Below are 18,500 nucleotides of genomic sequence, written 5' to 3'. Positions count from 1 at the left end.
TCGATCGCAATGCGTGAGGCGGGCGTGAGCAGTTGTGGAAGGCGCGGCACATCGTCGAGATATGCTTGCGCACGTCCTTGGCGTCTACCTTAGCGCCCTGCTCCTTCCTCGCTGCGAGTTCCAGCCAGGCAATGGCCTTGAGCGGGATCAGGCGGACCACGCCGACCCAGGACAGACCGTCGACTTCCCGACGCCCAGCCACGATGAATGCTCAGTAGACCTCCTCGAGCAAGATGGCGGACAAGCTGCTGACAGCCTCGTCCAATGGCCGGCTGACCGGCCAGCGCTCGACCTTGTCCCGCCAAGTCCGCACTTTGCGGAGGGACTGTCCGGTCTTCGCGCGTCCTATCGCAAGAACCACGGGCTGCCCCAGCAATTCCAGTTCGCTGCACTGGAAGGCATCGCGAAGGAAGTGCGGCAGTGCGTTTGCGCGCCCTCAAGGCTGCACGCCTGGTCCTTCAACGCCCAGAATCTCTCGGAGCCACCGCAGAACCTCGATCGCGAGATTGAGCAAATACGGTCTTTCAGGACCTTGTTTCCGCACGATCACCTACATGCCGTTGTCGTGCACCGATCAACTCCATCCTCACGCTTCGACACTGCACGAGGGCCCGATGCAAGGAGCAGTCCGACGAAAGAACCAAACACGATCGGAGCAAGGGCCGGCCGCTGCCACACTGGAACGCATCACACCAGGCCATGCATCAGATCGGGTAGGTTCACCCGCTTCCTGGACGGCACCCTCAAATCACGCACCCCCAACAACTCGCCGATCTGGCCGATCTCCGCACCTTTTCGCAGCAGGCGATCCACGACGGTTTGTCGCAAGCTGAGAGCCGACAGGCCCGGAATGCCGATCCTGCGGAATATCTTGCGGTAGGCGTAGTGCACCTCACGGCACAGCGCCTGTGCACGGCTACCCGACGGAACACTGGCCACATGGAAGGGGTTGCCGGCTTGCGTCAGAAAGAGCGCCCCCTGAGGATCAAGACCGCGAAAGCAGGCATCCGACCCCGGGATCGATGGGCCAGGCCGTGCGCGCGTGGCGAGATAGGCATCGATCGCCTCACACGCAGCAGGACTTGAGAAGTACAAGGGACGCGAGCGCCCATTGACCGCGACGCTTGCGCGAACCGTCGAAGCCAACCGGACCGTGCCATCTGCGTTCAGGTAGTCCGAGACCTCCAGGCGCGCCACTTCCAATGGTGGCAGGCCGGTCGCCAAGAGGATCCACACCATGGCCACATCCCGCTCGGGCGTACGGGTGCGTGCTTTCACACGGCGCACGGCTGTGCGTATGTCGTCATCCGACAAGATGAGGTTCTCCGAGGGTGGAGCGGAGTCGATGTGCGGCTCGAAGCGCACAAGCGCGCGTTCTATCCCCTCCCGATGGGCCCGCAACTGGCGAACGAACATGGCCCGGCTTTCGTTCAGGCCGTCGATGCCAACCGAGCGGACAAGCTCAAGAACGAGTGCCTTGACGCGCCGCTCCACGGCGGTGCGACTCAGCCCGTGCACGCGGGCCGCAGCGTCGTATGTCATGCCGGAGAGCACCGACCGCAACAATGCAGTCGACAAGGCAAAACGCTCCGCATCCATGTCTGTGCACCCTCCAGGCAGTTCAAGCGCTGGGAATGCTGCAGCAGGTCGGGATCGATCGCTACACCGAAATCGGCCCGAATTGGTGCCGATTTCACGACCGTCTCAGGATCGCATCAACCTCGCCGCCTGATGCCCGCCGCTGGCACACGAGGGGAATCGGCAACCATGGCGGCCACCGCCCGCGGCGGTAGCGGCCCACCTGCCCGCCAGAGCGATACACAGGCCCCGCCGAGCCGCGCGCTGCGAAGCTCTGCCTTACAGAGCGGCGTCCTTCAACTTCTTCAGCGAACGCACCTTGACGCGCACCGTTGCAGGCTTGGCCGCGAACTCACGCTCCACCTTGGTGAACGGATCGATGCCGCGGCGCTTCTTCTTGGCCGGGATGGCAACGGAGACGACCTTCAACAAGCCAGGGAGGGTGAACTCGCCCAGACCCTTCTTGTTCAGGGAAGCCACCATGGTGGCTTCCAACGCAGCCATCACGGCCTTGACAGCCTTGGGCTCGACGCCAGCGGCCTCGGCCAGGTGGGCCTGCAGCGTGGACTTGTTGAAAGCCGTCTTGATTGGCTTGAGCGTGACGGGGCCGCTCGCAGCCTTCTTGGCCGGAGCAGCGCTCTTCACAGGAGCGCTCTTCTTCGCTGCCGGGGTCTTCTTCGCAGTTGCCATTTCTATGTTCTTTCCAGTGTGAGTGCGCAGGTCGCGCACGGCAATTCTAGAAAGAAGCCCAGTGTGCAGACCGTGCGTCAGCGCCTGCGGGCCGCCCAGCGGCGCCGTCGGTCACCGCGCCCCTAGGCCGGCCTGCCACTGCGGAACAGCCGGCGCGGGCTGCTGGCCAGCCCGCCAACCCCTGGTCCAGCACAAGCCGCCGATTTGGTCGCTTGGTTGCCGACGACAGCCTGCGCCGCGTTCGCGGACTCAAGAGGGATATCGACCTGGGCCATCCAACGTCGCACGTCCTCAATGCGCCATGCCGTCACTCCCGGCGACAGCTTGACGGGCGGAGGGAAGGTGCGGTCGGTGACGCGCCGCCAGAGCGTTGACTTCGAGAACGGAACTAATTGCAGCAGCTTCGCTTGGCGTACATAGCCCGACTCGGGCAGCGAAGCAGCAGAAGATGGTGAACTGAGCATGGCTCGACTCCATACCGGCTCGCACCGGCCTTTGCCGACCTGACTCGTTTGCGTCGTGCTAAGGCCTGGATTACAGCCACGCGGAGGACGCATCACTCGGAACCACGCTGCCTGCGTCCGCCTGGCATGCGCTTTGGAACTTCCCTCTGTGAGCCAGGCAGGCCGCGTTCAGACCGAACGGACCGGCAGCGCACGATGGTTGCACAACACATCCATCCTACCGATGAGCGCGTTCGGGCGCGTTCAACCCCACGGATCGGCAGGATGCCGTTCGGTACCTCAGGGCTGGAATGGCCACAGGATCCAGCTGTCCACGACCGCTCGACGATCTCCTCGTCCAGGCGGGAAGGCGAAGACAAGGTAACAGCGCCGTGCGGGCTCTTGCAAGCCCTCGCATGTACGGCACCACATCGAATGGCCGAATCTCCGGACATCGGTTCTATTCGGCTACGGGTGGCTCGACTGGGGCTGTTTCCGGCAGCAGCGTGCGGTCGGCTGGCACCTCGCTGTGTTCCGGCCGGAGCGGCACAGACGCCACGCCCTGCTTGGCCGCGCCCTGCCCCGTGTCCGCCACCACGCGCTCGGCGTTCTGCACCGCTGCGTGCATGCGACGCCGCATCGTGTCGGCACGTTGACGCGTTGTCGTAGCCACCTTCTTGATCAGGCGTTTGAACGCCATGCGCTCCTGATCCAACTCCTGCGCCGTGATCACCTCGTGGATCTCCAGCGTCAACAGCAGCGGCATCAACTGATCGAACAGGTTGAACAGCTCGAGGTAGCGTCGGCCACTGGAGGATAGGACACCGACCTCGATGTCCAGGGGCGGTGTGTCGTAGGTGGCCAGGGAGCCGATGCCATGGGCCTTGAACTTTGCTTCAGCGCCATCGATGGCTGTGTGCAGCCTCTTCTTCACGGCGTCGATGTCGCTACGCAGGGCCCTCTCCATCTCGTCGATGTCCTTGCCTTCCACTCGCGTGCGTGCAATGACCGACACGAAGTAGGCATTGAGCTGCAGCGTCTGGAACAGGCGCACGAACAGACGCTTGGCCTCCGCGCTCGCAAAGCGCGTCTGGATCTTCAGACTCGCGCCCTCCACGCGCCTGAAGTCCACTTTCGCCTCCTTGGCCATGATGCGGGCGTTCACACGACCCTGATCGGTCTTCACCATCTGGAAGTCGGTCATCGTTGGCTCCGATGCTGATCGTTCCCCATCTTCGAAGCCGTCTTGGTGCGACGCCACCTCGAATGGGGGCCCATATGCGGCAGATTTCGAGAACGGCGCGGGCTGACCGCCATTCGCGCTTGACCCTGTCCGTGACCTCGTCTAGTGTGCAATCCAACGGCAGCTGGGCCGTGGGGCACACCACCGCGATCCTCCGATCGAGAAGACGCTCCGAACCCGAGCCCTGAAGCATCGGCCGCGCGGCATGCACCAGTGCGGAACATCGGAACCGGCTTTCGAGGCAGGCGCCCGCCGTGCGCCGAAAGCTTCTTCCGATCGGTAGCTGGCAAACCGATCAAGGCGCATCAATCGCCTTCTCCCAGCCAGCCCGGGTCTCAGGACCCTGAAGGTCTCGGGCGGTCCCGTCCGAAAGTCATCCACCCCGAGGGGCGTCCGCCCCATCGAGGGTCCGCGCGCCTTCTCCACCACCAAGGAGGTCGCCATGCGACATGGCTTCGCACCTGCACCACCGCAGGGCACCGTTCCTGCGGGTCTGTTCTTCATCGCCCCAAGCACCGCCATGGCGGGTGCCACGGTGATCGAGGCGCCCGACTGGTCCGTATTTGACGTCCACGCCCCTGACGGCGTCAGCGAATGGACGGAAGAAGAGATCGTCTACCTGCACTGGCGCCTGCTGCAGGACGTCCAGATGCTCGCCGATCCCGACGCTCCGCTCGACGAGAAGCTGGCCACACTGCGGTGGGTCTTCACCGAGCCGGAGAAAGATCGCCAGCCGTTCTCGTTCGCGAGCTGCCTCCAGGTCGTCGGTTCCAGTCCACTGTCGCCGATTCCCTACTGTGGCGCCATCGACTGCGAGGACGTACGCCACCACATCGCCCGCGAAACCAGGCGGTGGATGCAGGAATCGCTCAGCCGGTACCCGCAGTGGATCAAGGATGCGCTCGCCAACAACCCGGACTGGGTGGACGCGCAGCTCAGCCGTAATCCCCAGTGGCTCAATGAGCAAGTCAATCGGCACTCGGCACAGGGCGACCTGTTCGCATGACCTGCACCCCGGCAAGCCCGCTCGAGGTTGCGACGAACGCCCCACCGCACCACAGCATGCGGCCGGGCCGGATCACCAGGAGACCGTGACATGAACGATCAAGCTTTCGCGATACGCGTGGAAGACGTGCAAGCCCGCGCGCACGGCCGTTGGGACGAGATCCTGCGGTGCCTGGGTGCCGATGAGCGCATCCTGCGCCGCAAGAACATGGCCTGCCCGTTGTGTGGAGGGACCGACCGGTTCCAGTACACGGACCGGTTCGGGGAAGGAAACTACCACTGCAGGAATCCCGAGTGCGGGCCCGGTGGCGGCTTCAAACTGGCCCAGGCCATCTTCGGATGGGACTTCGGCACCACATTGAAGAAGGTGAACGCCTGCGTTGGCGGCCTTCGAGAGGCACCGCGGCAAGAATCCGTGGCGAGTCCTGAGCGCATGGCTGCACTGGCGCGCAGGATCTGGGACGAAGCAGTTCCTGTCCAGCCAGGAGACCCGGTGGACCGGTACCTGACCGGCCGGGGACTGGGCCGAGACAGCTACCCGGACTCGCTTCGACACCATCCGCGCCTGGGCTATTACGCACGCAGCGGGGATGGCAAGAGCCAGCGCGTCGGCGAGTACGCCGCGATGCTGGCCCGCGTGGACGGACCGGACGGCCGGATGGTCACGCTGCATCGCACGTACCTGAGCGCAGGCCGCAAGGCGCCGCTCTCCGATGCGAAGAAGCTGCTGTCCACTGGCGTGAACGGCGCGGCAATCCGGCTGTTCGCGCCGACGGAAGAACTGGCCATTGCAGAGGGCATTGAGACCGCCCTGGCAGTCCAGATGCTGCGCAACGTTCCGACGTGGGCGGCCATGAGTGCGGGCAACCTGGAGCGCGTCCAGATCCCCGAGACCGTTCGGCGGGTCCTCGTCTATGGCGACAACGATGCCGACGGCGACTTCGAGGGCGAAGCCAGTGCATTCGCATTGGCGCGTCGCTTGTGCAAGGAAGCAAGGCATGCGACCCGACGTGAGGTGGAGGTCCTGATCCCGCGCAAGCGGGGCTCGGACTGGGCCGACGTCTGGTGGGTCGTGGTGCGCAACATGAAGCGCGCCGCTTGAGCGCTCCAGGGGCGAGCCACGGGGCTCGCCTCCCGAGGAGCCAGAGTCTCGCGCATCTGCTTGCCAATGGCGGCGCCTTCATGCAGACGCCGCAATGAAGAGAACGCTGCGACGCAGCGCCACCGCGCGATCTCCAGATCGCGCTCAAAGGCCCGGCACTGCCGGGTCAAACATCAACCCCCTGGGGCGCTCACCCCAACGGGGACAACGAGCGCCCTTGCCATACCTGAGGAGATCGACATGCGCAACGGACGAACACTCGTGCAGCTGGCCCATGAACTGGAGCGCCAGCTGGCGACCAAGAGAGACCTCGTCTTGCACTCTTCCATGATGCGGCACGAGACCAGCGACCACGGCGACACCGCCCTGATCGTGGACCACCCGGACGGCGGAAGCTTCGCCGTGACCGAGTTGGCGCGCCGGCAGCTCGCCGGCAAGCTGAGCATCCCGTATGCCTACTTTGAACGCATGCGGACCGAGCAGCCCACCTTGTTGGACCGCAACGTCAACACCTGGCTGCAATGCGATGAAGGCCGCAAGATGCTGCGCACCCTGGATGGCCAGGCGCGGGCCGTCTTGTCCGACCGCTACCGCAGGCTGGACAACTACGACCTTGCCAACGCGGTCATCCCTATCCTGCGGACCTTGGAGAACATGCGGTTCGAGTCGGTCGAGCTGACCGACACGCGCATGTACCTGAAAGTCGTGGTCCCGCCGCTGGCCTACACGATGTCGCCTGGCGATGTCGTGCAGGCAGGCATTGTGATCACCAACTCGGAGGTCGGCCACGGTAGCTTGTCGGTGCAGCCGCTGCTCTACCGCCTCGTCTGCAGCAATGGGTTGATCGTCCCCGACCGCGCACTGCGCAAGACCCACATCGGCCGGGCGCTGGGCGGCGAGGAAGGTGACCTCAAGGTCTACCAGGACGACACCTTGCGCGCAGACGACCAGGCCTTCTTCATGAAGGTGCGGGATGTCGTGCAGGCGACGGTCACCGAGACCGCCTTCCTGGAATCCGCGCACAAGATGCAGGCGACGATGGGTGTTCGGCTGGCCGGCAATCCGGTCAAGAGCGTGGAGGTACTGGCCAACCGGTACGCGATGAGCGACGGCGAGCGCACCGGCGTGCTGCGCCATCTGGTCGAGGGCGCAGACCTCTCCGGCTACGGCCTGGTCAACGCGGTCACGCACTACAGCCAGGAGGTCGAGGACTACGACCGCGCGACGGAGTTCGAGGAGATCGGTGGCAGGCTCATCGATCTGACACCCAAGGAATGGGCTGAACTGGCCACGGCCTAGGTCGTCGGTCAAGGGAGACCCCGCTTCGTCGGCACCGCAAGGTGCCGGCGAAGCGGCCGACATTGCGCTTGAGCGTTGCCCAACCCAGACGCGATTGTCCTTCGCCACACCGAAAGAAGCCGGCCTCGTCAATTCTCGGCGAGCGTTCCACCGAGGTCGCCCTCGGCATGCGCCATGCCGCATGCCGCGCCATAAGCTGCTCACCGGCGCACGCAACGTCCACCGCTGCACCGCAGTGCAGTGCCTCGTCCATCCGGTTGCCGAGCCGCTGTGTATTTGCAGCCCGCACAAGGAGGAACATGGCATCGACCGCTACGCTTGAGGAGACCCCAGCCGGCGCACGAGCACCCAGCGCCCAGGCAACGCCGACCATCGCCGGCAGCCTCGCGGACTTCGAATATCCCCCGGCGGACCCTGGCTTTCCGCCGCTGGCACTCGACAAGCTGCTGGCCGCCCACCAGGAGCTGCTCGCACGCATCAAGCTGTGCTACGGATGCACCCAGGAGTCCTTCGACAAGGATGTGATGACGCTGGTTCGGCGCTACGCAGCGCTCGTACATCTTTTACCGGCAACGCCCACCAACTATTTCAGCGAGCCGGGCGGGCTGCTGAAGCTCGGGCTGGAAACCGCGTTCTATGCGCTGCAGGGCACCGACGCGCGTATTTTCTCCCGTCGGGCGACGATTGCCACGCGCCGACACCTGGAACCGCGATGGCGGCTGGCCACCTTCATTGCAGGCCTCTGCGCGGAGGTCCATCGCACGCTGAGCCAGGTGGTGGTCACCGATCGAGACGGGACCGAGTGGCCTTCCTACCTGCAGAGCCTGCATCCCTGGCTGGAAGAACGCGGTGCAGACCGCTACTTCCTCAAGTGGGAGCCCACCGCGCCCCAGAGCCCGGGGCTGGCGCTGTTTGTTCTGCCGCTCGTGCTGCCGGCGTCAACGCTGCAACACCTCGCCCAAGGAAACGCCGTGGTCGTGCCCCACATGCTGGCCAGCCTGGCCGGCATGCCACTGGCGCGAGAGCACAACATCCTGGACGAGCTGGTACGGCGCTCCGCTGCGCTGGTCATCGACCGCTTCCTGCAGACCAGTGCCAGCCGGTCCGGCAGGCCCATGCGGGGATCGCATCTCGAGCGCTACCTGGTCGACGCGCTGCGCCGGCTCGTCGCCATGCATCCGGCCTGGGAGCCCAACGCAGAGAGATCGCGCGTCTGGTTCGGTTCCGATGGACTGTTCATCGTCTGGCCGAACGCGGCCACGGACATCCGCAAGCTGCTGGAGTCCGAGCAGCTGCCCGGCATGCCAGAGTCGGCCGAGACGATGCTGGAGATCTTGCTCGGTGCAGGCATCCTGCAGGTCCAGTCGAGTGGCAAACCGCTGTGGAGCATCCAACCGCCTGGCGCAAAGGCGGCGCTCGAAGCCGTCAAGCTGATCGAGCCGGCTTGGGTGCTCGGCAGCCTGGAGCACCGCCCTGCGCCATCGACCGCCGCGATCCTGGCGCCCTCGCAGGCGACGACGCCAGCAGCACCATCGGCGTCATCGGCGCCTTCAGTGCCGGACCACGGGCCCGACGCCATCGCCCGACCAACGGCCGACGACACCGCGGCGCGGGTCACCACGAAGCAGGCCGCCGGCGGCGCAAAAGTCGGTTCGGCCACCAGCGGCGAGCAGCTCGAGCTGCAGGTCAGCGCCTTGCTGGATCCGGATGCCCACCCGCAACCGCCGACAACACAGGACGCACCGACAGGCACCCGGCAGGTCGATCGCAGGCCGCAGCCCTCGGACGCGACAGCGGCCCCCGGTCCTTGGCGGCTGGAGCTGCCGATGCGCCTGGCACCGCGCCTGCGAGAAGCCGTCGCCGACATCGCGCAGGCCTTGGGCAACGCCGAGCAGGGCTGCCGCGCGTTGGCGACACCACAAGGGTTGTTCATCGCCTTGGCCGAGTTCGAGCGGCGGCACATCGAGCCGTCCCACGCCCTGCGCGGGTTGTCCGAGGCGTGCATGCTCGCGCGCGGACCTCAGGGGCCGGCCAGCGCCATGACGCTCGAGATCGACGGGCAGGAGCACCTTGGACTGTTGATCGCTCCCGCGTACCTGGCTGGCGGTGGGCCTGAGAACGCAGCCATGTTGACGGTCTGACATGCTCACCCGTTCCTACGAGATGCCGTGGCGGCGCGCCTACGAAGGACACGCAAGCCTGGCGTGGTTCGTCGCATTCGCCGCAATCGTGTACGAAGCCGGGACCCACGCGACCCCATGGCTGCTGGCCGTACCGATGGCCGTCTTCTGCCTGGCCGCCGGAACATACCGCGCGTGGCAAGCCATCGGCATCCTTGTGGCACGTGCCTCGCTGGCAGGACGTGCGATGCAGATCATCCCCGCGGCTCGGATCGAGCGGCTCACACGCGACAGCGGCAGCGTCTACCTGGGGCATGGCTTCGAGTGGCTCCCTGTGCATTCCCAACGCCTGTACGAGCTCGCCAAGGTCGACTACCGGGACCACCTGGTGCCGCCCGCCGTTCTGCGCATGCTGGGCTACGCACCCGATCCGCAGCCGGACGCCGAGATCGGCCTGCCCTACATCCACGGGGTCGAGCCATTGGAGCAGGCCCTCTACCGTCCCCTGCAGAACTTCGAGGGCGGGCTGCTGCTGGTCGGGACCACACAGGCCGGCAAAGGGGTCGCGCTGGCCACGCTGGTTCTGCAAGCGATCCGCCGGGGCGATGTCGTCATCGTCATCGATCCCAAGAACAGCCACAGGCTCAAGCGCGTCGTGCAGTGGGCCTGCAGACGCTACCGCACGCCAGACACCTATCTTGAGTTCCACCCCGCCTTTCCGGAGACTGGCATCCGGATCGACTTCACCTTCAACTGGCAAAAGCCGACGGAGGTCGCGTCCCGCATCCAGGCCATCATGCCGCCAGACACCGCCGGTGCTTTCAGCGCCTTTGGCTGGGACGCCGTGAACGTGGTCGTTCAGGGCCTGGTGGAGCTCGAGGAACGCCCGAACCTGCGCAAGCTCATGCGCTACATCGAAAACGGGATCGAGCCCATTCTGGAAGAAACGCTGCGTCGTCACTACGTCGCCAAGCTCGGCCCGCAGTGGCGCGACATCCCGGAAATGAAGAAGCTGCTGCACGAAGCGCATCGCGGCAACATGCGGCGGCCGTCCGACGCGACGACCGCCGAGTTGCTTGGCCTCGTCTCCTACTACGAGCATCACATCACCGATGCGCTGAGCAGCAAGACGATCGATGCCCAGGTCCGCACGTTCCGCCACGACCGCGAGCACTACCAGAAGATCACCGCCAACCTGCTCCCCATCCTGTCCATGCTCACATCCGGGGACCTCGGCCGCACGCTGTCGCCCGACCCTTTCGATCTCAACGACAAGCGGCCGATCATGAACCTGGAGAAGATCGAACAGGCCGGACATGTGCTCTACATGGGCGTGGACTCGCTGCCCGACCCGGCGGTGGCGTCGGCGATCAGCGCGCTCGCGCTGGCCGACCTCGCCGCGCGGGCGGGCATGCGCTACAACCTGGGCATCCAGGGCCGCATCGCACTGTTCGTGGACGAGGTCTCCAACGTGATCAACCTGTCGCTCATCGAGATCCTGAACAAGGGCGCCGAGGGCGGCATCTACTCGACCTGCGCCATGCAGACGCTGGCCGACCTGGCCAGGCGGCTGGGGAGCGAGGATGCAGCGCGCATGGTGCTGGGCAACCTCAACAACCTGATCGCGCTGCGGACCAAAGACCGCCCAACGCAGGACTTCGTCGTTGAGACATTCGGTCGGACGGCCATCCACACGATGCGTGTCGGGCTCAGTCAAGGGGCGGACGCGCGCCTGGGCGACTTCTCGTCCTCGTACTCCACGCAGATCACGGAAACACTCGAAGAGGCGGTGCCCGCGGACATTCTGGGCAAGCTGCCGAACCTCCACTATTTCGCGTCGATCTCGGGCGGCCGACGCATCAAGGGCCGGTTCGAGATCATCGATACGTCGGTCGAGGTCGAGGGGACGGCTCCTCCATGATCCGCGCGGTCGCGGTCTTCGCCTTGAGCACCCTGCTGCTGCTCATCCTGTATCTGCCATCCGCGCATCCGCCCGAACGGTTCGTGCAGCAGTTGCAGCAGGAGCACCTTCGGGCCAGCGATGTGTGGGGCATCGCCACTGCCGATCGGATTCTTGACCGGGCCATGGCCATGACCTCACGGGCTGGGGCGGCTTCACCGCTACCGACGCACCAGGCCGCGCCCGAAGGACAGCGCTCCGCAGGGCGAATCGGCCAAGAGATGGCGCAGGTCAATCGCCGCCTCTTCGACAACGCCTACTTTCGGTCGATCGAGGCCTTGCTGGAACTGGCGAGCTACCGGCTCTCCGCCCTGCTCGAATGGGCGCCCAAAAGCCTGTTCCTGATGCTGGCGCTCCTCGCCGATTCCTTCGCACGACGCGTCATCAAGGCCCACGAGTTCACCCGCCATGACCCTGAACTCTTCGCGCTGTGCTTGAGCGCCGCCATCGTCGCGACATGCGCTTGCGCTCTGTCCTTGGCACTGCCGGTGTCCGTGCATCCGTTGGCATGGGCGGCTGCGCCCCTCGGGATGGCCGCGCCGATCGCGAGGGCTGTCGCCGACTTCCATCGCCGAGGCTAGCGAAGGCTGGGCTGCTCTCGGAGCTGAACCAGTGGGCGTGGAAGCTTCTCCTGGCAGCAGAAGTTCCGCAAGATCTGCTGAACGGTCCCCACAACAGTACCCAAGCGCATGCTTCCTGGACGACTGGGATCACACGGCCCCGTGAGCAAAGTGCATCTAAGCGTGGCTGAGAAGCGCCCGCTGAATCAGCAGCCTCTGAATGTCCGATGTGCCTTCGTAGATCTGGCACACGCGCACGTCGCGGTAGATGCGCTCCAGCGGAAAGTCGTTGACGTACCCGTAGCCGCCCAGCGTCTGGATGGCGGCGCTGCACACGCGCTCGGCCATCTCGCTGGCGAACAGCTTGGCCATCGCGGCCTCCTTCAGGCACGGCCGGCCGGCGTCGCGCAGGCTGGCGGCATGCCAGATCAGCTGACGGGCGGCCTCGAGTTGCGTGGCGCAGTCGGCCAGGCGAAATCCGACGGCCTGCAGGTCGAAGATCGCGCCGCCGAAGGCCTGCCGCTCCTTGGCGTAGGCCAGCGCCACCTCGAACGCGCTGCGCGCCATGCCGACGCTCTGGGCCGCGATGCCGATGCGCCCACCCTCCAGCGCGCCGAGCGCGATCCGGTAGCCGTCGCCTTCCTGGCCGATCAGGTTGTCTGCCAGAATCCGGCAGCCTTCGAAGTTGATCTGCGCGGTGTCGCTGCTGTGCTGGCCCAGCTTGTCTTCGAGGCGCGCCACCTGGTAGCCCGGCGCATCGGTCGGCACAATGAATGCGCTCATGCCGCGCTTGCCTGCCGTCTTGTCCGTCACCGCGATGACGATTGCGACCTGGCCGTACTTGCCACTGGTGATGAACTGCTTGACGCCGTCGATCACGTAGCCATCGGCGTCGCGCCTGGCCACGGTGCGCAGCGACGATGCATCGCTGCCGGCCTGCGGCTCGGTCAGGCAGAAGGCGCCCAGCATCCGCCCCTGCGCCAGCGGCTGCAGCCACTGCTTCTTTTGCTGCGCGTTGCCGTGGCGCATGAGGATGGCGTTGACCGGGCAGTTGGTGACGCTGATCGCCGTGCTGATGCCGCCGTCGCCGGCCGCGATCTCTTCCAGCACGAGTGCCAAAGTGAGGTAGTCGAGCCCGGCGCCGCCGTCTTCCTCGGGCACGCAGATGCCGTAGGCACCGAGTGCGGCCAGACCCTCATGCGCGGCTTTCGGGAAGTGGTGCTCGCGGTCCCAGGTGGGGGCGTGCGGCCACAGTTCGGCCTGCGCGAACGCGCGCACCGCGTCGCGGATGGCTTCCTGGTCGGGGTTGAGCAGCATGGCGGGGATCGTCTCTTTGGCAGTGGAAGGAAGCGGACTCCCGCAAGCGGGTCCGGCAATGGTCGATGCGCGGCTTGCAGGGCCCGGGTCATGCCGCTTTGGCGATGGCGATGCGGGCCGGCGCGCGGAACGCCTTCAGCAACGCCTCCTTGTCGTGCCGGTACGCCTGCAATGCCTGCAATTTCACCGGGCCGAAGCCACGCACCTGCGACACCAGGCACGCCAGCTCCACCGCGCTGGCGTGCGTGCGTGGCTTCAGCTCCTTGAGCAGGCCATCGACCAGGTCGAAGTAGTCTTCGACGAGCGCACGCTCGGCGACACGCTCGTGGTTGCGGCCAAACGGATCGAACATGCCGCCACGCAAGCCCTTGAACGCGGCAAGCACCGCGAATGCCTTGAAGATCCAGGGGCCGAACCTGGTCTTCCTGGGCCGGCCGGTGTTCGCGTCGATGCGTGCGATGCCCGGCGGCGCGAGCCACACGGAGACCTTGCCGACGCCATCGAACTGCTTGTGCACGGTGGCCTTGAACTCTGCCGACGCGTAAAGGCGCGCCACTTCGTATTCGTCCTTGTAGGCCATCACGCGGTAGGCATTGACGGCGACGGCGCGCGCGAGCTCCCGCGCGCCGGGCATGGCATCGCGTTCGGCATGGCGGACCCGGTTGACGAGTTGCAGGTAGCGCTCGGCATAGGCGGCGTTCTGGTAGTGGGTCAGTTCCAGGGCATGCATCTGCACCAACTCGTCGAGTGTCTGGGCCGCGCCCTGGGTCGGCACGGTGGCCTCGATCAGCTCCTGCGCTGCCTGCGGGAACTGTGCGGCGATGCGGCCCCAGCTGAACGCGCGGCGGTTCGTCGCAGGCGCCACCGCACTGTCGATCGCCACTTCCAGCGACGCGATCGACAAGGGGAGCAGGCCCTTCTGCCAGGCGTAGCCGAGCATCAGCACATGGGCCGAGGTCGAGTCGCCGAACAATGCGGTGGTCAAGGCGCTCGCGTTGATGCTGTGGCAGGCGTCCGGCGCGCACCGGCCTTCGACGCGCTGCGCGATCTGTACGGCAGGCAGTGCGGCATCCCGGTTGCGCACGACGGCCGCGGTCGGTGTGAGGTCGGCATTGACCACCGACGCCGAGCGCAGGGGCGACAGGCGCGATGCGACGTCGTCGGAGGCGGAGTAGACGAGATCGGCACCGATCAACAGGTCGGCCGAACCCGGGCCGATGCGCGAGGCCTGGATTCCGGCCGCGTCCGTGCTGATGCGCACCTGGCTCAGCACCGCACCGTTCTTTTGCGCCAGGCCGGTGAAGTCGAGCACGTTGGACACCTTGCGATCGACCAGCGCGGCCGCCCCCAGCAATGCGCCGACGGTCAGGACGCCCGACCCACCGATGCCGGCGAACAGCACGTTGTAGCTTCGATGCTGCATGGGCGGCGGCACCACTGGCAGCAGCGACGCGACGAGCTGCTGCTCGCGCTCGACCGACAGAATGCCGGGCTTGGCAGGCTTGCCGCCTTCGATCTCCACGAAGCTCGGGCAGAAGCCCTTGATGCACGACATGTCGGTGTTGCAGCTCGACTGGTTGATCGTCCGCTTGCGGCCGAACGGTGTCTCGAGCGGCTCGATCGCAATGCAGTTGGACTGCACCGAACAGTCGCCGCAGCCCTCGCAGACACGCGGGTTGATCAGTGCCCGTGCCGGCGCGGCCAAAGCCTTGTCCTTCTTACGCCGGCGGCGCTTCTCGGCCGCACAGGTCTGCACGTAGACGATCGCGGTCACGCCGTCGATCTCCCGCAGGCGGCGCTGCACGGCGTCCAGCGCGTCGCGGTGGTGCACCGTCACGCCCGGTGCCAGGTCGGTGTTGCCTTCCCAGCTGTCGGGTGCGTCGGACACCAGCGCGATGGTCGTGACGCCTTCGGCATGCAACTGGCGCGTGATGCGTGCGGGGTCGTTGGTGCCCTCGGCCTGCTGGCCGCCCGTCATCGCGACGGCGTCGTTGTAGAGGATCTTGTAGGTGATGTTGGTGCCCAGCGCCAACGCGGCGCGGATGGCGAGCACGCCCGAATGCTGGTAGGTGCCGTCGCCCAGGTTCTGGAAGATGTGCCGGGTCTCGGAGAAAGGTTGCGCACCGACCCACTGCACCCCTTCGCCACCCATCTGGCAGAAGGTGTCGGTCTTCAACTCGGGCAGCATCAAGGCCATGACGTGGCAGCCGATGCCGCCGCCGCTGATCGATCCATCGGGTGTCCGGGTCGATGTGTTGTGCGGGCAGCCCGAGCAGAAGTACGGCGTGCGCGCCGGCACGGCCATGTCGTCGACCGGCGTCTGGCGTGCCTGCATGCGCGCCAGGCGCTGTGGCAGATCGGCCACGCCACCGAGGCGTTCGACCAGCGCGCGCGCCACCATGATGGGCGTGAACTCGGAGGTTTCCGGCAACAGCGCGCGGCCTGCGGGATCCTGCTTGCCGCTCACGGCCGGCCGTGCATGAGATGGCGCGTGGTACAGCGCTTCCTTGATCTGCGATTCGACGGTGGCACGCTTCTCTTCGACGACGAACAGCTCCTGGTGGCCCTTGGCGAACTCGACCATGCCATGGGTTTCGAGGGGCCAGCTCATCGCGACCTTGTAGACCGAGACGCCCAGGCCTTGCAGGTCGGCCGTGGTGAGTCCGAGGTCCGCGCAGGCCTGCATCAGGTCCTGGTGTGCCTTGCCGACCGTCACCACGCCGAGCCTGCGCTCGCGGGCGGCGACGATGGTCTTGTCGAGCTGGTTGGCGCGGGCCCAGCGGCGCGCCGCCGGCAGGCGTGCGTCGATGAGCCTGCGCTCGAGCTCGAAGCGCTGGGCCGGCCACTGGATGGCCGGGTCCCAGTGCAGCGGCGTCGCGTCACCGTCGTGCGGCGGCACCACGAACGGCGTGGGCGGCGCCAGTTGAACGACGCCGGCGGCCTCCACCACTTCGGCGATCGTCTTCATGCCGACCCACAGGCCCGAGAAGCGTGAGAGCGCAATACCGGCCAGGCCTAGCTCCAGCACCTCGCTCACGCTGGCCGGTTGCAGCACCGGCATCGACACCGCCTGGAACAGGCCATCGGTCTGGTGGGGATACATCGACGATTGGGCCGCATGGTCGTCGCCCGAGACGGCGAGCACCCCGCCCAGCGGCGATGTGCCCATCACGTTGGCACTGCGGAACACATCGCCGGTGCGGTCCACGCCGGGGCCCTTGCCATACCAGATGCCGAACACACCGTCGACCTTGCTCGGGCCGAAGGCGCGGTGCATTTGGGCGCCCCACAAGGCGGTGGCGGCCAGGTCTTCGTTGAGCCCCGGCTGGAACACGATGTCGTGCGCCTTCAGCTGGGCCGCGGCTTTCCAGAGTTGCTGGTCATAGGCGCCGAGCGGCGAGCCACGGTAGCCCGACACCAGGCCCGCGGTGGCGAGGCCGCGGCTGCGGTCCAGCCGGCGCTGCACCATCGGCAAGCGCACCAGCGCCTGGATGCCGGACATGAACGCGGGCCCGTCGTCGGCGCCGTAGATGTCCTGCTTCTCGAAAAGTCTGTCGTCCGCGCCCATGTCGTGTGCTCCTGTTCGGGACCACAAGCGTATTGAAAAGTGCGTGGCAGGATGCTCCAATTCAGCCATCGGATCGACCTATCCTTGGTCGTTCTATCCACTGAACGCACAAAATGCAAGTCGAACCAACTCAAGACCTGGATCGCATCGACCGCAAGATCCTGCAGACACTGGTGAAGGACGGCCGCATCAGCTGGCGCGAGCTGGCGGACGAGGTCGGCTTGTCGACCACGCCGGTGCTGCGGCGCGTGAAGGCACTCGAAGAATCGGGCTGTATCCGCGGCTACACGGCCACGCTCGACGAAGCACGTCTGGCAGGCACGCTGAGCGTGTTCGTCTCCATCACGCTGGACAAGCAGGACGCCGATGCGCTCGTGCGCTTCGAAGAGCAGATCAAGCTGGCGCCGGAGGTCATGAGCTGCTTTCTGATGACCGGCGATTTCGACTACCTGCTGCGGGTGGTCACGCCCAGTGTGGAGGCGTTCCAGGTCTTTCTGACCGGCAAGCTCGCGCGCATGCCGGGCGTGGCGCACCTGAAGTCGAGCTTTGCACTGAAGGCCATCCTCGTGCGCCAGGCGCCATTGGTCTGAAAGGTCGACGCCTCCGGGCTCGGCCGCTGCCGACCGCTAGCGGCCGAACGGCGCGTCGCTGGCGAGGTAGCGCGCGCCCGACCATTGGCCGCTCTCGCAGAGATCGCGCACCACGTTGCCGATCAGGCGGCAGATCGCGAGCTTGGCATTGGTGGTGGGCAGGTGGCGCGACACGCACAGGCCCAGCACACGCACCATGTCCGGCGCGGCGATGCGGTGGGCCACGAGGCGCCCGTCCTCCACCTCGCGCTGTGCGAGGCCGAGCGGCATGATGGTCGGCCCGATGCCGGCTTCCACCGCGCTCTTGAGCACGTAGACCGAGTTGATCTCCGCCGCGATGCCCTGCGGCGCATGGCCGGCGCGCCGCAAGGCCTCGTCGACGATCCAGCGCGTGCAATGGCCGTGTTGCGGGCTCGGCAGCACCAGCGGCCGCGCCACGGCTTGGCCGAGCGAGACGTCGCCCGGCGCGGGTGCCTGCGCGTCCTGGGGCGAATGCATCAGCACGAACGCTTCTTCGACCAGCGGCGTGAACGCGATGTCGCGCGAAGGCATGGTGTCGGTGAAGATGGCCACGTCGACACGTCCGACAAGCAGCTGTTCGGCCATGTTGCCGGTGAGTTCCTCGTTGAGCTGGAACTGGATGTCGGGGTGGCGGCGTGCCACCGCGCGCATCAAGGGCAGCGCAAGCGTGGCGGCGACGCTCTGCGGCAAGGCCGCCAGCACCGAGCCGACCACGGTCTCGGAAGACCGCAGCACCGCCGCACGGGCATCGCTGACCTGCTTGGTGATGCCCTGGGCGTACTCGTGGAACACCCTGCCGGCCTCGGTCGTCGCGACGCCATTGCGGCTGCGCGACAGCAGTTGCACACCGAGTTCCGACTCCAGTTCGGCGAGCTGCTTGCTCAGGGCCGACTGCGCCACGTGCAGATGCTCTGCTGCACGGGACAGGCTCTTGTTCTCGACGATGGCAAGAAAGTACTTGAGTTGGCGCAGTTCCATCGCCTCGATTCTGGACCCTTGTGGCT

14 protein-coding genes are annotated in these 18,500 nt (G+C 66.2%); 7 read left to right on the top strand and 7 right to left on the bottom strand.

What is annotated here, in order from left to right:
- Positions 1–687: 687 nt before the first annotated feature.
- The 4 genes from DES41_RS22790 to DES41_RS22775 all read right to left on the bottom strand — a co-directional run bounded on the left by DES41_RS22790 (position 688) and on the right by DES41_RS22775 (position 3,915).
- Positions 688–1,599, bottom strand: coding sequence for a site-specific integrase (locus DES41_RS22790; protein ID WP_114469944.1), 912 nt, complete (start codon positions 1,597–1,599; stop codon positions 688–690).
- A 258-nt stretch (positions 1,600–1,857) separates the two neighbouring features.
- Positions 1,858–2,268, bottom strand: coding sequence for an HU family DNA-binding protein (locus DES41_RS22785; protein ID WP_114469943.1), 411 nt, complete (start codon positions 2,266–2,268; stop codon positions 1,858–1,860).
- A gap of 122 nt (positions 2,269–2,390) precedes the next feature.
- The gene (locus DES41_RS22780; RefSeq protein ID WP_114469942.1) at positions 2,391–2,732 is read right to left on the bottom strand and encodes a helix-turn-helix transcriptional regulator; all 342 of its coding nucleotides are present in this window, start codon (positions 2,730–2,732) and stop codon (positions 2,391–2,393) included.
- A gap of 439 nt (positions 2,733–3,171) precedes the next feature.
- Positions 3,172–3,915 (bottom strand): AcaB family transcriptional regulator, encoded by a 744-nt coding sequence (locus tag DES41_RS22775; RefSeq protein WP_114469941.1) that lies wholly within the window; start codon positions 3,913–3,915, stop codon positions 3,172–3,174.
- Positions 3,916–4,396: 481 nt separating this feature from the next.
- Here DES41_RS22775 and DES41_RS22770 point away from each other — a divergent pair, with 481 nt between their 5' ends.
- From DES41_RS22770 to DES41_RS22745, 6 genes are all read left to right on the top strand, one after another.
- A complete protein-coding gene (locus tag DES41_RS22770) occupies positions 4,397–4,960 on the top strand; it encodes a hypothetical protein (RefSeq protein ID WP_114469940.1) in 564 nt (187 codons plus the stop codon).
- Between the two features lie 90 nt (positions 4,961–5,050).
- Positions 5,051–6,061: a DUF7146 domain-containing protein gene (locus DES41_RS22765; protein ID WP_114469939.1), complete on the top strand. Its 1,011-nt coding sequence runs from the start codon at positions 5,051–5,053 to the stop codon at positions 6,059–6,061.
- 240 nt (positions 6,062–6,301) lie between these two features.
- Positions 6,302–7,360: a DUF932 domain-containing protein gene (locus DES41_RS22760; protein ID WP_114469938.1), complete on the top strand. Its 1,059-nt coding sequence runs from the start codon at positions 6,302–6,304 to the stop codon at positions 7,358–7,360.
- Between the two features lie 299 nt (positions 7,361–7,659).
- Positions 7,660–9,501, top strand: coding sequence for a MobH family relaxase (mobH, locus tag DES41_RS22755; protein ID WP_114469937.1), 1,842 nt, complete (start codon positions 7,660–7,662; stop codon positions 9,499–9,501).
- 1 nt (position 9,502) lies between these two features.
- Positions 9,503–11,401 (top strand): conjugative transfer system coupling protein TraD, encoded by a 1,899-nt coding sequence (gene traD / locus DES41_RS22750; protein ID WP_114469936.1) that lies wholly within the window; start codon positions 9,503–9,505, stop codon positions 11,399–11,401.
- Positions 11,398–12,021 carry an IncC plasmid conjugative DNA transfer DtrJ family protein gene (locus DES41_RS22745; RefSeq protein ID WP_114469935.1) on the top strand — a complete coding sequence of 208 codons (624 nt, stop codon included), beginning with the start codon at positions 11,398–11,400 and terminating at the stop codon, positions 12,019–12,021. The genes traD and DES41_RS22745 overlap by 4 nt, the downstream gene beginning before the upstream one ends.
- 156 nt (positions 12,022–12,177) lie before the next feature.
- Here the strand turns inward: DES41_RS22745 and DES41_RS22740 are convergent, their stop codons facing one another.
- A complete protein-coding gene (locus DES41_RS22740; RefSeq protein ID WP_114469934.1) occupies positions 12,178–13,317 on the bottom strand; it encodes an acyl-CoA dehydrogenase family protein in 1,140 nt (379 codons plus the stop codon).
- 88 nt (positions 13,318–13,405) lie between these two features.
- On the bottom strand, positions 13,406–16,885 hold the full coding sequence (locus DES41_RS22735) for an indolepyruvate ferredoxin oxidoreductase family protein (RefSeq protein WP_114469933.1): 3,480 nt from the start codon (positions 16,883–16,885) through the stop codon (positions 13,406–13,408).
- Positions 16,886–16,998: 113 nt separating this feature from the next.
- On the opposite strand from DES41_RS22735, the gene DES41_RS22730 reads away from it, so the two are divergent.
- The gene (locus DES41_RS22730) at positions 16,999–17,475 is read left to right on the top strand and encodes an Lrp/AsnC family transcriptional regulator (protein WP_114469932.1); all 477 of its coding nucleotides are present in this window, start codon (positions 16,999–17,001) and stop codon (positions 17,473–17,475) included.
- A 36-nt stretch (positions 17,476–17,511) separates the two neighbouring features.
- On the opposite strand, the gene DES41_RS22725 is transcribed toward DES41_RS22730, so the two are convergent.
- The gene (locus DES41_RS22725) at positions 17,512–18,474 is read right to left on the bottom strand and encodes a LysR substrate-binding domain-containing protein (protein WP_114469931.1); all 963 of its coding nucleotides are present in this window, start codon (positions 18,472–18,474) and stop codon (positions 17,512–17,514) included.
- Positions 18,475–18,500 lie beyond the last annotated feature (26 nt).

Source organism: Pseudorhodoferax soli, assembly GCF_003337555.1.
In the GTDB taxonomy this organism is placed as follows: domain Bacteria; phylum Pseudomonadota; class Gammaproteobacteria; order Burkholderiales; family Burkholderiaceae_C; genus Pseudorhodoferax; species Pseudorhodoferax soli.
Note: the sequence above shows the minus strand (reverse complement) of the source record. Positions and strands in the feature narration are given on the sequence as shown.

What these genes read in the sequence shown, in the direction of transcription:
- DES41_RS22790 (WP_114469944.1), bottom strand. Translation starts at nt 1,599, where the DNA reads ATGGATGCGGAGCGTTTTGCCTTGTCGACTGCATTGTTGCGGTCGGTG.
- DES41_RS22785 (WP_114469943.1), bottom strand. Translation starts at nt 2,268, where the DNA reads ATGGCAACTGCGAAGAAGACCCCGGCAGCGAAGAAGAGCGCTCCTGTG.
- DES41_RS22780 (WP_114469942.1), bottom strand. Translation starts at nt 2,732, where the DNA reads ATGCTCAGTTCACCATCTTCTGCTGCTTCGCTGCCCGAGTCGGGCTAT.
- DES41_RS22775 (WP_114469941.1), bottom strand. Translation starts at nt 3,915, where the DNA reads ATGACCGACTTCCAGATGGTGAAGACCGATCAGGGTCGTGTGAACGCC.
- DES41_RS22770 (WP_114469940.1), top strand. Translation starts at nt 4,397, where the DNA reads ATGCGACATGGCTTCGCACCTGCACCACCGCAGGGCACCGTTCCTGCG.
- DES41_RS22765 (WP_114469939.1), top strand. Translation starts at nt 5,051, where the DNA reads ATGAACGATCAAGCTTTCGCGATACGCGTGGAAGACGTGCAAGCCCGC.
- DES41_RS22760 (WP_114469938.1), top strand. Translation starts at nt 6,302, where the DNA reads ATGCGCAACGGACGAACACTCGTGCAGCTGGCCCATGAACTGGAGCGC.
- mobH (WP_114469937.1), top strand. Translation starts at nt 7,660, where the DNA reads ATGGCATCGACCGCTACGCTTGAGGAGACCCCAGCCGGCGCACGAGCA.
- traD (WP_114469936.1), top strand. Translation starts at nt 9,503, where the DNA reads ATGCTCACCCGTTCCTACGAGATGCCGTGGCGGCGCGCCTACGAAGGA.
- DES41_RS22745 (WP_114469935.1), top strand. Translation starts at nt 11,398, where the DNA reads ATGATCCGCGCGGTCGCGGTCTTCGCCTTGAGCACCCTGCTGCTGCTC.
- DES41_RS22740 (WP_114469934.1), bottom strand. Translation starts at nt 13,317, where the DNA reads ATGCTGCTCAACCCCGACCAGGAAGCCATCCGCGACGCGGTGCGCGCG.
- DES41_RS22735 (WP_114469933.1), bottom strand. Translation starts at nt 16,885, where the DNA reads ATGGGCGCGGACGACAGACTTTTCGAGAAGCAGGACATCTACGGCGCC.
- DES41_RS22730 (WP_114469932.1), top strand. Translation starts at nt 16,999, where the DNA reads ATGCAAGTCGAACCAACTCAAGACCTGGATCGCATCGACCGCAAGATC.
- DES41_RS22725 (WP_114469931.1), bottom strand. Translation starts at nt 18,474, where the DNA reads ATGGAACTGCGCCAACTCAAGTACTTTCTTGCCATCGTCGAGAACAAG.